Origin of the sequence: Phocaeicola dorei (assembly GCF_013009555.1) — a bacterium.
Taxonomy (GTDB): domain Bacteria; phylum Bacteroidota; class Bacteroidia; order Bacteroidales; family Bacteroidaceae; genus Phocaeicola; species Phocaeicola dorei.
The window spans coordinates 4,003,645-4,020,512 of sequence record NZ_CP046176.1; the positions used below are offsets into that span (position 1 = coordinate 4,003,645).

7 protein-coding genes, 2 tRNA genes and 2 pseudogenes are annotated in these 16,868 nt (G+C 39.1%); 3 read left to right on the forward strand and 8 right to left on the reverse strand.

Translation table 11 applies throughout. The features are described 5' to 3' along the window. Positions 1–100: 100 nt before the first annotated feature. The 3 genes from GKD17_RS16845 to GKD17_RS16855 form a co-directional block, all read right to left on the reverse strand. Positions 101–2,914 carry a two-component regulator propeller domain-containing protein gene (locus tag GKD17_RS16845; RefSeq protein ID WP_032935450.1) on the reverse strand — a complete coding sequence of 938 codons (2,814 nt, stop codon included), beginning with the start codon at positions 2,912–2,914 and terminating at the stop codon, positions 101–103. Between the two features lie 158 nt (positions 2,915–3,072). Next, complete coding sequence (locus GKD17_RS16850; RefSeq protein WP_007831632.1) at positions 3,073–5,811, reverse strand: heparinase II/III domain-containing protein; 2,739 nt, start codon at positions 5,809–5,811, stop codon at positions 3,073–3,075. 90 nt (positions 5,812–5,901) lie between these two features. Next, positions 5,902–7,503, reverse strand: a complete 1,602-nt coding sequence (locus GKD17_RS16855; protein ID WP_007831630.1) for a hypothetical protein — start codon at positions 7,501–7,503, stop codon at positions 5,902–5,904. Between the two features lie 133 nt (positions 7,504–7,636). On the opposite strand from GKD17_RS16855, the pseudogene GKD17_RS16860 reads away from it, so the two are divergent. Further along, a pseudogene (locus GKD17_RS16860) lies at positions 7,637–8,950 on the forward strand (glycoside hydrolase family 3 protein); the annotation flags it as partial. A gap of 187 nt (positions 8,951–9,137) precedes the next feature. Here the strand turns inward: GKD17_RS16860 and GKD17_RS16865 are convergent. The 5 genes and pseudogenes from GKD17_RS16865 to GKD17_RS16885 form a co-directional block, all read right to left on the reverse strand. Continuing rightward, positions 9,138–9,626 carry a sigma-70 family RNA polymerase sigma factor gene (locus tag GKD17_RS16865; RefSeq protein ID WP_007831628.1) on the reverse strand — a complete coding sequence of 163 codons (489 nt, stop codon included), beginning with the start codon at positions 9,624–9,626 and terminating at the stop codon, positions 9,138–9,140. 24 nt (positions 9,627–9,650) lie between these two features. Further along, positions 9,651–10,877 carry a glycoside hydrolase family 88 protein gene (locus tag GKD17_RS16870; RefSeq protein WP_007831627.1) on the reverse strand — a complete coding sequence of 409 codons (1,227 nt, stop codon included), beginning with the start codon at positions 10,875–10,877 and terminating at the stop codon, positions 9,651–9,653. A gap of 233 nt (positions 10,878–11,110) precedes the next feature. Continuing rightward, positions 11,111–13,932: pseudogene (locus GKD17_RS16875) on the reverse strand (two-component regulator propeller domain-containing protein). 154 nt (positions 13,933–14,086) lie between these two features. Then, positions 14,087–14,160: transfer RNA gene (locus GKD17_RS16880), tRNA-Met, on the reverse strand. A gap of 61 nt (positions 14,161–14,221) precedes the next feature. Further along, positions 14,222–14,295 (reverse strand) — tRNA-Met (locus GKD17_RS16885). Between the two features lie 203 nt (positions 14,296–14,498). Here GKD17_RS16885 and GKD17_RS16890 point away from each other — a divergent pair. Beyond that, complete coding sequence (locus GKD17_RS16890) at positions 14,499–14,885, forward strand: START-like domain-containing protein (protein ID WP_007831622.1); 387 nt, start codon at positions 14,499–14,501, stop codon at positions 14,883–14,885. An 83-nt stretch (positions 14,886–14,968) separates the two neighbouring features. Beyond that, positions 14,969–16,867 carry an LptF/LptG family permease gene (locus GKD17_RS16895; RefSeq protein ID WP_007831621.1) on the forward strand — a complete coding sequence of 633 codons (1,899 nt, stop codon included), beginning with the start codon at positions 14,969–14,971 and terminating at the stop codon, positions 16,865–16,867. Position 16,868 lies beyond the last annotated feature (1 nt).

A 16,868-nucleotide genomic window follows, 5' to 3' on the forward strand; every position in this document is an offset into this window, starting at 1 on the left:
AGACAAAAAACAGTTTAAGCTGCTAATTTATAGCAGCTTAAGAATTTGAGACTATCTGTATCATATAATAATTTGATACTCTCAACAAGAAATAGCGAGGTTATTCATTGTTTTTCCCAATACTTCGGATGTACTCATTGGGAGTGATATTTGTCGCTTTTTTGAAATATCGGAAGAAAGAAGCCCGTGAACTGAATCCGCACAACTCTGCCAAAGCACTCAAAGTGTATTTAGCATATTCATCTTTCTCCACCAAGCGCTTGAATTCAGCTATACGATAATCATTAATATAATCATAATAATTACGGTTTAAATACTGATTAAACAAATAGGACAAAGTATGAGATGAGGTTCCGATAGAGGCGGCCAAATCGGCAATCTTCAAATTAGGATTGGTATAAGGCTTTTCTTTATGCATAACAATCTCCAATTTATCCGCCAACCGTTTACATTCTTCCACACTTATCTTATTTGTCTTATACTTTTCTTCCGCTACAACATTGGTTTCCTTAACCGATTGTATTTCCTTTTCTATAACCTTAGCAGGACCAGGCATTGGTTCTTCCCTTTCGTCCTCTCCCTCTTTCTTCTTTGACAAAAGAACAGCAATACCTCCGGTCACCACTGCTATCACGATAAACACTATGCTCCATATACTGATAGAAGAAGCGATTTTAACCGTCATCTGAGTTTCCGACTCTGGATTCCCCGTCCGCCTTACTTTAAAAGTATAGGTACCGGACGGCAAATCATAATAAGTCATATCCGAACGACCTGTCACAGCTATCCATCCGGCATCCTCACCCTCCAACTGATATTCATATGACATAAAGGCAGGTGCCGTATAACTGAAATCGGAAAAGTAAAAGGTAACATTCTTTTGAGAAGACTCCAATGAAATTTCACTCTTGCCGCCATCTCTCACAACAGATTGCACTACAGATTTTCCATTTACACATACCTCTGTTATGGCAACCGGATAGGGAATGGATTTCTTCTGATTCATCCGCACTGCATCCAAATATAAGAGCCCTTTGGAGTTTCCAAACCAAATGCCATTCTCATCACGCACCGGCGGACAAAGAGTAAATATGGAACTGGGAATGCCATCGACAAAATTATAAGGAATAAAACAGTCTTTCTTATCATACCGGAACAAACCATTGTTAGTTCCCAGCCATAACCACTTTTCACGATCCTCCACAACAAACATACCATCATTCCCATCCAGAGGAGTCCCCGGCTGCAAACGTCTGAAAGTAGTCATTGATAAATCAGAGATAAAAAGCGAGCCTTTGTCCGGAAAAAAATAAAGATCATGGTCGGAATCTTCGTAGATCACTCTTACTTTTTCCTTATGAATAAATCCTTCAGGAAACACATCGGTTTTTAATGTCCGGACGGAAGGGTCCCAAATACACATTCCATTCTCCGTACATATCCATCCTTTATGGGTGGAATCAAAATAAATTTCATATACATTCCCTTCCGGCAACTTAGAGTTGGCACTGGTATAATGAGCTATCTGTCTGCCATTTTTATAGCAGAATATTCCTAAAGATGTCCCTATCCACAAATTACTTTCATTATCCTGCTTGATACAGAAAATATGTCCTTTACTGAAAGGCATTCCTCCATCGGGGGCAAAATCTCTGAGTGTCAAAGTTACAGGATTGAAAACATACATTCCCCCACCGTATGTACCTATATAATACTCATTCTGATAATACAGACAACTGAAAATCATATTTGAGCGTAACTGTGGAACCTTGAAACTTTTATAACGATGATTTTCTTCGTCAATATAAAAAAGTCCGTCACGAGATCCGATCAGCTTTTCCTTCCCCTCGATGGCAAGTGCACGTACCGGCATATCTCCGGAATCAAAAAAAGGAGCATACGTATAAGTGGAGAACAACCCGCTCTGATATAATGTGTAATCCAATCCCAGCTGATAGAATCCTACCCATATCAATCCTTCCTTATCAACCAAAACAGAATAAACGGAATTAGAACGCAAAGTCTCATCCTTCCCTGTTTCATGACGCATGGAACGAACAACTTTCTTTTTATCCGTTGATACAAAATGAACTCCGTTACCATCCGTCCCTACATACAAAAGGCTTTTGCCATCACCGGACAAAGAAGAAATGACATTACAACCTACATCAACAAAACGGGCAAATTCTTTAGTTTGTGTATCAAAACTGATGATTCCCTGTCCCATCGTTCCCAAATAAAGCATACTCCCTATCCGGGCTATATTCTTAAAGGAACAAACATGTTTCTCTTCCACCACATTATGATAAGCCTCTATTTTTCCATCTGAGAGTTGTAAGGAATAAAGACCATTCTCCGTAGCCATCCAAAGTATTCCATCTTCCCCCAAATTCAAACCACCAATCGAATTCGCCGCCGACAACATATTAGGATCTATCATAATTTGGTTCAGGCTCCCTCCTTTATAAATGAAAAGTCCTCTTTCTGTTCCGATATAAAGTATTCCTTTCCCGTCATGTAAAAGAGAGCGCACAGCATATCCTATCGTTTCACGGGCAATGGGCTCCAAACTATTTTTCTGCTTGCTAACACGCCATAATCCACTGCCATTCCCCATCCACAATTCATTGCCAGGCATCTCAGCAATGGCATTTACCCGTTTCAATTTTTCATCTGAACCCGGAATAAGATAATGCTTGAAATGAATTCCATCAAAACATTCCAACGAATTGCCGGTCCCCAACCAAACATAACCTAAAGAATCTTTATAAATGGCGTTTACCACTAAATCTGACAAACCCTCAGTTACAGACAAGCCACGAAAAGCGTAGGAACGAGAGAAAATGGGTAAAGACAAGAATATAAGAAACAATATAAATATAAATCTTAAAATGTTTTTCATTACATTGTGCATATTTGGAACCTCGTGTTTATCAAATAATGCAAATATAGTGAAAAGGGAATATATTTTCCCTATCAAAAAAAGAAAAAATCATCATCCACTTCTTATTTGCTGTATGAAAAAGAAAGGATGATGATTTAAAAAGATTACTTTATAAAAGAAAGTTTATATCAAAGTTTGCGTAAATCATGTCCGGGCAACAAATTATATTCTTTTCCATTCATCCTGACTTTACAAGGTGTAGAAGCTGCATATTTCCAAACGCCCTCTTTATACACCAACATCACATCTGTTACTGTCAATGAACTTATTTCAACATGTGGAGTTTTCAATAGTGTACCTCCTCCCAAAAAGAAAATACAATCATCGCCTTGTTTATTTCCCCACAATGCATAAGCTGCTTGTACAGTCATTTCTCCACTTTTACACAAATGGCCTGCATCATCCGAAGAAATAATCCGGTCCACACGCCCCTCTTTTTGTTGGATACAAATTCCGACATGACTTCCAGCCACACCACTTTCCACTTCTGGAAAAGTAACGGAGGAAATACATCCCGGCTCCTTTACAGAAGAAGGTTCATAAACAGCTACAAACGGACGATTCCAAGCTTCACCTTGTTGGCGGGCTACAAAAGTCAACGTAGGTTGCTCTTTGATAGCATAAGGCATATCCGGAATCCGGCTCAACCCTTCAGTCATCGGGCTCAAAGCCGAGAACACTTTACGTTCAGGAGCACCTTTCATCCACATATTCATACTGATATTATCCTCATCCGGCATCTGTATAGTAAACGTTGTTTTAATATCTTTGGAGGTCTCGGCACTTTTCTTATCAAACAAATAAGAATAGGCATATATATGTGCCCCTGCAAAAGCCAGTTCCTCCGTTGGTTGAAGAAACAAGCTACTCCCGTCAGCAGCAGTCAAGTTCATGGTTTGTCCCATATTATGATAAAAATAATCATGCATTTTATCTCCTCCCTCCACTTTCCTGCTACGGAAAATATCGACATAATATCCGTTCTTTTCTCCTGTAGTCACAATACTCATCATACGGTTTTGATCAGCCTGTGATTCAGGTTCACGGAAAAAGACTTCACTATAACTCACAGGCTGATAATCCACTTTCACCCCCGTTTCGGGATAGCAGTTCAATAATTTGAAAGCATGATTGCTTTTCATAACCGGATAAGAAGAGATTCCATCTACACAAACCGTATTGTGTGCAGGGAACTGACTGTAATACTCCAAATAATCCAAACCGGAATAAAGGGTCAAGCCGATGCCGCCGTCCGGCGCCAGACGATATCCTTTTCCATAAAGTTCCATGCTGATGCCATTGGCATGCATGTGGTTCCCTTCACTGGCGTTTTGAGCAATCATCAGACTATGGCGTTTGTCCATGCCATTGCGTTGCACCAGCCAACTGGCATTGGGAGCATAAAAAGTAGGAGTCACATAATCATTGATATCACCGGCAGGTATCTTATCATCAATCACCAAAGGCTTGTCACTGAAGAAAGAAGTTACCGCCACCTTCACGTTTTTCTTTTCAGCCGCCGATTTGGACGCATCGGGATCAAATAACTTCAACATAGCAGTAAATTGCCTTTCCTGATCTTTTTTACCATGCTTTTGCGCATTAGTTACCATACGGGCAAAGATAGCAGGATTCAATTTACCGGGATGTGTATCGCCAAAGCCCATTGTCATACAATCCGGAAACAAATATTGCGGGTCGGCGGCCACCGCTTTTTTTATGACGGGAATCTCTCCGGTCAGGTCCATACCCAAATTACGGTCAAAGATAGTAACCATATCCGTATAATCTCCGATAACCACTTGGCTATACCCCGGACATTCAGCCCAAATACCGGTTTCTGTATCATAACCATAATCAGCAAGCTGCTTCAGTGACCATTGACGGATGGAAGAACGATTCAACACATAATCAATATAATATTCGCCTCCCTTTTTGTCCGGATAAGAAGCATCAGGTTCCAAAATCATGCCGATGCTCATGATATAACGCGCCTGCATCAGATTCCAGTTATTATGCGGCACTCCATTATCAATGATATTATCCGCCCATTTCTTGAATGCTCCGGCATAGATGTCCATCTTATCAGCCTTATCGGTTTTTAAATAATCATATAAAAAATCATACAATGGAACCAAAGCATTCACTGCATCCTCATGAATGACTTCAAAACTACTCATACCCACCAAAGTCTGCTGATGTCCATAGTTCAAATCCTTGGGAAGATTTCGGTAATAGATCCCCGTCATATAAGTATCAAATACCGAAGCTGCCAAATCAGCATATTTCTTCTCTCCGGTCATCCACCAAAGAAAAGCGGCATCACGGGCGATACCCAGTATCTCTACATTAATACTTTGGATGATATTTCCGGTTTTACTGATATTCACCCATTCGTATGGTCTGCCTTCCAACGTCCCATTTGCCAGATACATTCCCCGAGCATCTTCCTGATAAGGCTTCAAATCTTCCAGCTTGGGACGTACATAGTTAGTTGCATGACTGCGTGCACCGGTATACATCACCGTAGGAGCCGGCGCCTTCTCTCCTCCTGCATGATCATAATATTCTCCTTTAATATATACCTCCGTTGCATGAGTTTTCCAATACATTTGCAAGCGGGAAGTAAGCCATTCAGGCCCTCGGTCAGCATACCGGTCAGTCCGTTGCTTTAACTTTTCAAACACTTCCTGTGCCCATGGTTCTTCCTTTATCAACTTCTGCGTTTCGGCTTTACCCTTGTTATCCGTCAGATATCGGGGATGACCTTGTGACAGTTTTATCGACAAAAAATTCTCTTGTGCATATAATACACCTGTTATCAGCAAGCATATCAATAAAATAGTCTTTTTCATAATTCTATTCATTCTCTTTCACAAAAATACGTATCATAGAGCTATTCCACTCAATTCGAATGAATTATTTTATGATCCGCCTATTTAATTCATTATTTAAAGTCAACGAATATAAAATGTTTGCTTTACCGGCTCTGCTGTCTTTATCTTTGGATATGAGTTTTTTCCGTATTGCCAAGCTATCACAGTCACTTTCACCGGATAAGCAGCCTTAGGAGGAATAGCAGTTAATATCAATCGATTACCATCCACATAAGCCGGTCCCGATTCTACATAAAAATCAACCGGCAAGCCACAACTGGAAACAGCAGATAAAGAAACGTACTTAGTACCACGCTTTATGTCCGGTAACGTTGCAAATTCAATATGTTGCGGCTGTCCTTCCCTATTTTTAACCGGAATTGTAATCTGAGCTTGCTGAACAGCCGGTTTATATTCTTTATCTCCTGGATGAGTTATTGAAAAAACAATATCCGATTTTTTGTCCGTCCATAAAGTTCCCCGATTCCATTGAATTCGAAATGTCACAGAATCAACTAAAACAGCCGGACCGGTAATCATCTGCAAGACAGGGGATTTTCCGGCATGACCAATAGATGCTCCGACAGGTAAATCAGTCCAATTGGAAAGTCGGGGGCTTTCTCCTGGAACAGTATCCAGAAAAACAGGAGTCAATTGAAATGTGATACCATCTTCCTGTGGCATAAAAGCCGGGTGAACTTGTAAATGAGTATTCTGTTGGGATACTGTTTTTCCGTTTTGAGACACACTTACCAATTGTGGCTTCATATCGTAATATCGGGATTGATACGCCAAAGTAGCCTCTATCATCTCACGATCAAAAAACCAAAAAGCTTGTGCAGGATCACCTTTAAATTGATTTACCGGTGCCGGAATACAAGAAGGTTTTTCATTTTTTTTCCATCGCTCCATCAACCATCCTTCCTTTGTCGGATCCACATGTCCATAGTGCATTGCCTTTTTAATATAAAGAGCTATATATTGTGCTTTTTCCGGGGTATAGGCAAAGTGGCCTTCAGCAGGACAGGCCAACATACTTAAAGGTAGCAATGGATGTTCCTTACGTTCTTTCAAACCCTCATTGCTCCATGTATGTGCTGATTCATATCCTCCCATGGTTTCCAGACAAGGGATTTTATTGATGTTACGCTCACCCCAAATATCTGGACATAACCACTTATCACGATGATATGGCCATTGACCACTGACAGAAATACATGCCAATGTACGTTCCGGTTTATAGGCTGCAAGATAATAAGACCAACTAGCAGCTGCCGAATGTCCTATAGCTATTAAAGGAGCTGTAGACAACTCTTTATATCCAGATTCTTCAGCAAGATCTGCCAAAAGACCATCCAAAGTTTCCCATGCCCCATCCGTAAAATCAAATCCGTGATTGAAAGAAGGACATACCCATATTTGAGCAACATCAAGTTCAGCCATACGCTGCCGGAAAACCTCATCTTCAAGGATAGAAATTTCCTCCATATTGTGTTGGGCAACCAAGATTGCTTTTACTTGTTCACACTGACTGGGAATCCACAAGTAAGCCCTTGACTCAGGATTCTTGGGATGAGTGCTAAAATTATGAACGGGTACAGACCATTGCCAGATTCCTGTTTGTGCGACAAGCGTAAATGATAAGAACCAACCGAATATTCCAAATAAAAATACATGTTTCATAGTTATCTTCACTTTTATTACAAAGACGAATCACAATCAAGAAACACTCAACTTTAGTTATGAATATCTTCCGGGGAGATGAGTAAAATTCTATCTTTGTACGTATTAAGCATATATACAAAACCTAGATAACATGAATAAACACACTTTATTTACAGTAGCCTCTTTCCTGTTTTGTACACAAGTATCAGGAGATACGCCGGATGGAATTTATCACAAAGGATGGATAGATTTCAACAAGAATGGAAAAATGGATCTATATGAAAATCCTAAAGCCCCACTGGAAGAGAGGGTACAAGACTTGCTCTCACAAATGACATTGGAAGAAAAAAGTTGCCAGATGGCTACCCTCTATGGTTCAGGACGTGTACTGAAAGATGCCCTGCCCCAAGACAATTGGAAAACAGAGGTATGGAAAGACGGAATAGGGAACATAGATGAAGAACATAACAGACTGGGAACTTTCAAGTCCGAATATTCTTTTCCCTACACCAAACATGTGGATGCCAAGCATGCCATTCAACGCTGGTTTGTAGAAGAAACACGTTTAGGCATCCCCGTAGATTTCACCAATGAAGGTATTCGCGGATTATGTCATGACCGGGCAACTTATTTCCCCGCCCAATGCGGACAGGGCGCTACTTGGAATAAAGAGCTGATAGCCCGTATCGGTGAAGTGGAAGCCAAAGAAGCTGTAGCGCTGGGGTATACCAATATCTATTCTCCTATCCTTGATATCGCCCAAGATCCTCGCTGGGGAAGATGCGTGGAAACATACGGAGAAGATCCTTATTTAGTAGGAGAACTGGGAAAACAAATGATTACCAGTCTGCAAAAACATAACCTGGTGGCTACTCCAAAGCATTTTGCAGTTTATAGCATTCCGGTAGGTGGGCGTGACGGAAAGACGCGGACTGATCCACACGTAGCTCCACGAGAAATGCGTACCTTATATATAGAACCTTTCCGGATGGCATTTCAAGAAGCCGGAACATTGGGAGTGATGAGTTCTTATAATGACTATGACGGAGAGCCCATTACGGGAAGTTATCATTTCCTGACTGAAATATTACGTCAGGAATGGGGATTTAAAGGATATGTCGTATCGGACAGTGAAGCTGTGGAATTTATCTCCAGTAAACATAAAGTGGCGAATACATACGAAGACGGAATAGCGCAGGCTGTCAATGCAGGACTGAATATCCGTACCCATTTCACTCCGCCTGCTGATTTTATCTTGCCTCTTCGTAAAGCTGTTTCCGACGGTAAAATCTCTCAGGAAACTCTTGACAAACGGGTAGCCGAGATACTTCGTGTCAAATTCTGGCTGGGATTATTTGACAATCCCTATCGGGGTAATGGTAAACAAGCGGAACAAATCGTCCATAGCAAGGAACATCAGGCTGTATCATTGGAAGCAGCCCGTCAGTCACTTGTATTATTAAAGATACTTTTTCCGACAAGAAGAATCGCACATTAATTTTACCATCAGGTGAGAACACTTCTTGCGCCTTCACACCAATAACCCAACATATTGCTAAAATTCCTAAAAATAGTCTTTTCATATTATCATCAATTTAAGAGCATAAATAAGAGTCAATATATTTTCGTAATACATTACGGGCAATATAAACCTAGTTTTCAACCGTACGAAGAGACAGACCTAAAAGATTACTTATTTCTGAATTCGAAAGTGATTTTCTACTTTTCATTACAAATATCTGTTTACATTTAGGTGGTAAAGTATCTATTCCATTTTCAACTATTATAAAAAATTCTTTAGTAAGCAACTCATTATATTCACCAATACTGACTTCTTCCCTTTTTTTATCACTATGTGCAGTTTCATAATGCTGCACAATCTGTTTATGACGCAACATATCAATACTACGATTATAGATAGCAATATAAATACATTTTAATGCAGCCATTTCAGACACAAAATAATTTGTTTGCTGAAACAATCCTGTAAATACATCCTGCACTACATCTTCCGCATAAAATTCATCAGATAGCACTTTTCCGGCATATCTAATAAAACTATTCCTATATTTTCCATAAATTCTCTCCAAGGAGATATCCCCTTTTTGATAAAGACTGGTATTAACAGATTGTGTATTCATAATATAGATGGATTAACAATGGTTTTATAAATTAGCCAAAACAGATTGTTTCTCTTTCAAACGTTTCAATCGTACCAATGCTTCCAAATAATAGTAATCTGCATAACTAATAGAAGCATCAACTTCCCATCCCTTGTTCATGTGCCCAACCGAATGCAATAAAAAAGCATCTTTTTTATTTCGAGCCTGGTATGCCGGAGAGGATAGTATCTGAAGCATTTCCACAGCCTTATTCCGATAGAAAAATGCAGAATCACTATCATTTATATAGGTAGAAAGTTCCAATAAAGCAGAGGCTGTTATGGCAGAAGCCGATGCATCTTTCGGTTCACCTGAGGATAATTCCGGAGCATTAAAATCCCAATAAGGAATCATGTCCTCAGGAAGACGGGACAAATAGACATCCGATACCTTCCGAGCAAAATCCAAAAAACGCACATCATGTGTTTCACGATATACCATGGTATATCCATAAATAGCCCATGCCTGTCCACGGGCCCACATAGAATCATCACTCAATCCTTGATGGGTAACTCCTTTTATAAAATGACCATCCAGCGTATCATACACCGCTACATGATAACATGAATAATCTTTACGGAATTGATGTTTCATAGTCGTTTCCGCATGTTTACAGGCAATGTCATACAAATACTGCCCCCCTCCATTCCGCGCAGCCCAAAACAAAAGTTCCAAATTCATCATATTATCAATAATAGTATTGTGCGGCCAGTTTTCCTTTTTCACCATTCCAGGCCAAGATAAAATAGTACCCACAACAGGATTATAAAGCATAGCCAAAGAATCTGCGGCATGCAGCAATCCTTCCTTATATTCCGGTTTTCCTGTCAAACGATAACCGTTGCCCAAACTACACATCATAATAAAACCGGAATCATGACTCTTTGCTTTCCTGTAAGCCAAGGGAGCAATCATATCGGTTACTTTTCCTGCTGCTTCCCTCCACATATTATCCTTAGTATCCTCATATAAATACCAAAGGATACCAGGCCAAAATCCACAAGTCCAAGAGCCTGCCTGTGTATAACGCCATTTAATACTATCTAAATCCATAGAATTAGGAATTTTATCTAACGAAGGAATAGAAACCAGCGTCCGCATAGCCTGAGACCGGCAATACGCAATTTCCGAATCAACAGGAAAATCATCAGTAGCAGTCGTTTTACACGAAAAACATCCTATGCTAACTAAAAAGATAAAAACAAGAGTAAAAAAAGTTCTGCTTTTCATAATCGTATCAGTTTCTTTAATGGATAAAAATATTTTTCTATCAGCAAAATTAGAAACTGAAATGTCTTTTCAACCATCTTGTAAAGTAGGATTAATCCCAACCTACTAGATGAAACAAAAAGACCATACAGCACTATGAATCAACAAATTACACAACAAGAAAGAGAGTTTCAAAAAAATATGAAACTCTCTTCTTCTATCCAATCACTAGAGTAACACCCCTATTCCAAACGCTACTTTATAAATATCCCATGTTCCTTTATATATTCGGCAGGTGACATTCCCTTAAACTTCTTAAACGAACGAAAAAAAGAAGTACGGGAACTGAAACCACATTGTTCCGACAAAGAAACCAAGGTATATCTGGAGGCAGACTTATCCTGTATTCTTTTTATGAATTCGTCTATCCTATATTTATTAACATAATCCGTGAAACCAATATTCATAAACATATTCAGCACTTGGGACAACTCTCCAGTATTACATTTCACCACTTTTGCCACATCCTGCAACTTTAAATCAGGATTCAAATATAACCGATCTTTTTCCATACACTCATTCAGTTTCCCAATAATGAGCATGGCCGTTTTCTCTTCCATCCTTGATTTTTGATATTTTTCTTTCCGGTTTTCTTCGGATGGTTCCGTCTTTTTATTTATATATTCCTTCATTGTGCGATACTTCCCCAATAACCCGGAGTAAAAATAAATAAGAATACAACAAACGACTACACTTAACACCACAATCCATCTTATAAAAGGCGTATTTCCGGCAACAACCACCCTTACCGCTTTTATTGCTGCAGGATTGGAAGCCGCCCTGACCCTAAACATATAATCGCCAACAGGAAGTTCTGTATAAGAAACCTGATTTCCTTTCATCAAAGTTTTCCATTCCTTATCATATTCTTCCAAACAATACTCGTATAAATCCGTATTCTCCACTGCATAATTCAAGGCTGAGAAAGTGAATGAAATATTATTATCATTTACAGACAGAAACACCTCATCTATAAATGGAGCAGAAACGGGCATTAATGTCTCTCCCGGGCACAAAGGTCTGCCTGCGACTGAAATGGAAGTAATCACGGGAGGCTGGACCTTTTTGTTCCTATCTCACTCCAGCTCTTTACTGCATCATAACAGACCAATCCTCGTTCATTTCCCCACCAAACCGTATTATCATCCGTTATCTGTACCGGAAAATTAAAAATATATCCGGGAATGCCATCGTATAACGAAAAAATCTTATGATAATTTTCCTCTTCCTTTATATATAGTAACCCCCTCTGAGTAGCAAACCATAATCCGCCATTCTTAGGATCTTCCACTATGCTCATCACAGAATTATTCGGTAAGAAATCATCGATCGTGATGTGTTCAAATGTCGTAAAAGACTCATCTACCTTAACCACCCCCTCCTTATCATCACAAAACCACAAATTCTTCTTTTTATCCTCATAAATGAACCGTACACTTTTAGTATATGGCAAAACATGTTCCGGAAAAACATCCGATTTAAATACTCCATCATCCCTATCATACATAAAAACGGCTCCTCCCGTGCCCAGCCACATCCTGCCCTTCGAATCTGCCTTCAATGAAAAAACAGAATTAACCGACAAAGAAGAATTACGACTGTTATAAACCTCATATTCCCCTGTCAAATGATCATATACATACACACCTTTGGAACTGCCGATCCATAATTTATTATTTACATCCCTTTCATATCCATTAAATGACCCTTGCATAAAACATTGATCTGATTGAAGAAAGGAAAGTTCACCCGTATTCCTGTGAAGCAAGTACAAGCCCCCTCCATAAGTTCCAATAAAAAAATCCCGATTGAAAGGTTTTACAGACAAAATTATATCCGAACGCAAAATGGAATTCCGGTGTGTATAATGCCTTATCCTTCGTTCCATTTCAGAAATATAATAAAGTCCGTCACGCGTGCCTATTACTTTTTTCCCATCTGCATCCACCCAAAAAGCACGTACATTCATATTATAAGAATTAAAAAGCTCTGGATAAGAATAAACAGAAAAGAAACTTCCATGAGCCGGAGTATAACTTAATCCGCCCATGTAAGTACCTACAAAAAGCATATCATCCTCTTTCAACAAAGAATAAACTGCATTAGAACAAATAGCATCCGCATTCGAAGTATGCTCTATAGCCGACAACTCTTTTCCTGTAGACGCACTGATTATTCTAATACCGCTTCCATTTGTTCCCACCCATATCTCATCATTAACAGCAATGATACTTTTTATATATCCATTTTCCACTTCAGGACAAATAGAAAAAGCCGTCTTACCGATATCAAAAACAAGCATACCATTGCCGGCTGTTCCTAAATATAGCTTTTCTTTTAAAAGAGTCAGACAAGAAAAATAATTAACAAACCTCTCATCACCCTGATATGTATAGACTTCCGATTGACCAGTTACAATATTATATTCTATCAAACCACCTTGTGAAGTCAGCCAAAAAGTATCTTTATGTCCTTCAACAATGCCAGTGAGAAAATTAGTAGAAGACAAAGCATTTGATCCGAAAAGCACCTTCCTGAAAGTATTCTCCTGATAGATAAAAAGTCCGTGAGTTGTTCCAACCAGTAATCGCCCTGTCTGGCTTACAAATACTGATCTAACTTCCAACGACTTTGTATCCAAAGTGACCAATTTCACTTGGTCTGTTTTCCTATCAAGTCTCCATAATCCTTTATCTGTACCCACCCACAAATAAACAGAATCTGTTTCGGCTATGGAAAAAATGGTACGTCTTGAAAACTGAAGAAAACTTTTCACATTGATACCGTCAAAACGATCTAATCCGGTCTGGGTGCCCAACCAAGTAAAGCCTCTTTTATCTTTATAAATAGTATTAATAATATTGTTAGACAGGCCGTCTGAAATAGTAATAGTACGAAAAGTTAAATTCGGAAGGTCAACGGCCGATAAGGATACAGGTAGCCATAATAAAATTGCCACCCAAAGATATAATCTATATAGCCATAAATTCCCTTCCATATAGAATGCGTTTTTCATAATTCAGCAAAAGTTACAACTTTGATTGATATGAGTAGCAAATCTACATAAAATTATTCAAATGTGATTCTTTATGAGAAGAAAAATAAGTCCACATAAAATAAAAGAAAAACAAGACATCCATGAAACAAACTCATAAATACCTTGTTTTGTGTAGCGGGACCCGGGATTGAACCGGGGACCTCATGATTATGAATCATGCGCTCTAACCAGCTGAGCTATCCCGCCATCGTTTTTTAAAAAGACCGCCAAGAGTGGAAGCCTCTCAACAGTCTAATATTGCTCATTGTAGCGGGACCCAGGATTGAACTGGGGACCTCATGATTATGAATCATGCGCTCTAACCAGCTGAGCTATCCCGCCATCGTTTCTCAATTGCGGGTGCAAAGATAGAAGGTTATTTTGAATATTGCAACATTTCAGAGAACTTTTTCTTGTAAAATTCGTTTTTAAAGAGAAAAACAGCTTAGTATGTGGCTAATAAATATTTCAAAAAACATAGCATTTATTATGGCAAATAAGAAAATTTGGCTTAATTTGCCACCGAAACTTTAAAAAGCTAACCTATGGGAAAAGAAAAAATTCGTTTGGAGTACATGTTGAAAGCCGGATCCGGTAATATTGTATGGTCTATTATTAGTACCCCATCCGGCCTGGAAACATGGTTTGCAGACAAGGTGACATTCAAAGACAAAGTATTCACCTTTTATTGGGGAAAAACAGAAACACGGCAAGCTGAAGTAACAAACTTCCGGGTTAACAGTTTTATACGCTTTCGATGGCTGGATGATGAAGATCCTAAAGCCTATTTTGAATTGAAAATGGTCTATAACGAACTGACCTCTGACTATATGCTGGAAGTGATTGATTGGGCAGAACCCGATGAAGTAGAAGATATGAAAGAACTTTGGGATTCCGAAATAGAAAAGCTAAAAAGGGTAAGCGGACTGTAATTCTATAAAAATATGCAAAACTTGTCTTTGCTCTCCGTTTTTTATGCTAATTTTGTGCCTTGATAGTTGCACAAAATGAAATAATGCTACGCATAAAAAAATTAGATATATTTATCCTAAAGAGCTTTTTGATGCTCTTTATAGGTACTTTTTTCATCTGTCTCTTCATCTTCATGATGCAATTTTTATGGAGATATGTAGACGAGTTGGTCGGAAAAGGATTGGAGATGAGTGTTTTAGCACAGTTTTTCTTTTATTCTGCTCTGACCTTAATACCTTTGTCCCTACCTTTGGCAATTTTATTAGCCGCCTTAATGACATTTGGTAACTTTGGTGAAAGATATGAATTGCTGTCTATGAAAGCAGCGGGTATTCCCTTATTGAGGATCATACGTCCACTGATTATTTTTTGTACTTTCCTGTGTTGTACCTCGTTTTATTTTCAAAATGTCATAGCCCCCAAAGCGCAGATCAAATTGCTTACTTTACTTGTATCCATGAAGCAAACTTCACCAGAACTGGATATTCCGGAAGGTGTATTTTACGACGAAATTGAGGGGTATAATATATATGTAAAACAGAAAGACCGTGAAACAGGAATGCTAAAAGATGTACTGATCTACAACTTTTCAGATGGGTTTGAAAACGCTCACATTATATGGGCTTCCGAAGGAAAAATGGAGATGACAGCAGACAAACAACATCTTTACCTACATCTGTATAACGGAGAACAGTTCGAAAATCTGAAATCGCAGACCATTTCATCCAATAATGTCCCCTATCGACGTGAAACCTTCAGAGAGAAACATACCATTATTGAATTTGACGGCGGATTCAACATGGTAGATGGGAGTTTTTTAAGTGACCGTTCGGACAGCAAGAATATGATTGAAATCAGCCAGTCCATCGACTCGCTGAGCCACCGCGCCGACAGTTTGGGAAGAAGCATGTACAATGAAATAAAAGCCTCGACTTATCGCAATATCATATTATCGAAAACAGACTCCGCAAAAATAGTTGAAACAAACAGCAAAATCAATGTAGACAGTCTATTCAATTCCTATACTTTAGCTGAAAAAGATAAGACACTGGGTAGTGCGGCGGATCGCACCGAGTCACTGGCCAGTGAATGGAACATGAAAAGTTATCAAACTACAGATGCGGACAACAATATCCGAAAACACGAAGCCGACTGGCACAAAAAAATCACCCTCTCTATAAGTTGTTTGATTTTCTTTTTCATCGGTGCGCCTTTGGGAGCCATCATCCGCAAAGGAGGTTTAGGAATGCCCGTAGTGGTATCCGTCTTGATTTTCGTAATCTATTATATCATTGATTCCGGGGCTACCCGAGTAGCAAAAAGCGGTGAAATGAATATGGTATTAGGTGTTTGGATGAGTACCATTGTATTGGCACCTATCGGAGCCTTCTTTACTTATAAGTCGAATAATGACTCAGTGGTATTCAATGCCGAAGTATATATCAATTTCTTCCGTATGCTGTTAGGTCTGCGCCCCTCGCGCCATGTATTCAAAAAAGAAGTTATTATAGAAGATCCGGACTATCCACGCATACAAACAGAACTGGAGAAACTATGCAACATCTGTAACGAGTATGCCATCAAGCATAGACTGGCCGACGCACCTAATTATATCCGCATCTTCACCAACAAAGGACATGATGACATCATAGCCGATATCAGCGCCAAAATGGAACTACTCATAGAAGAATTATCCAACAGCAAAGATGGAGTATTACTGGAATACTTAAATAGATATCCCATTTTGTCCACCAAAGCTCACAAAAGTCCGTTTGACAACCAATGGCTGAATTTACTCGCAGGAATCATTGTACCAATAGGCCTGTTCTTCTATTTCCGCATTTGGCGGTTCAGTATCCGGCTGGATAAAGATTTAAAAAACATAATCAAGACCAACCGTGAAATTCAAGAAAGAATAAACAATAAATCATTTATAATTTGAC

What these genes read in the sequence shown, in the direction of transcription:
- GKD17_RS16870 (WP_007831627.1), bottom strand. Translation starts at nt 10,877, where the DNA reads ATGAAAAGCAGAACTTTTTTTACTCTTGTTTTTATCTTTTTAGTTAGC.
- GKD17_RS16855 (WP_007831630.1), bottom strand. Translation starts at nt 7,503, where the DNA reads ATGAAACATGTATTTTTATTTGGAATATTCGGTTGGTTCTTATCATTT.
- GKD17_RS16845 (WP_032935450.1), bottom strand. Translation starts at nt 2,914, where the DNA reads ATGCACAATGTAATGAAAAACATTTTAAGATTTATATTTATATTGTTT.
- GKD17_RS16865 (WP_007831628.1), bottom strand. Translation starts at nt 9,626, where the DNA reads ATGAATACACAATCTGTTAATACCAGTCTTTATCAAAAAGGGGATATC.
- GKD17_RS16890 (WP_007831622.1), top strand. Translation starts at nt 14,499, where the DNA reads ATGGGAAAAGAAAAAATTCGTTTGGAGTACATGTTGAAAGCCGGATCC.
- GKD17_RS16895 (WP_007831621.1), top strand. Translation starts at nt 14,969, where the DNA reads ATGCTACGCATAAAAAAATTAGATATATTTATCCTAAAGAGCTTTTTG.
- GKD17_RS16850 (WP_007831632.1), bottom strand. Translation starts at nt 5,811, where the DNA reads ATGAATAGAATTATGAAAAAGACTATTTTATTGATATGCTTGCTGATA.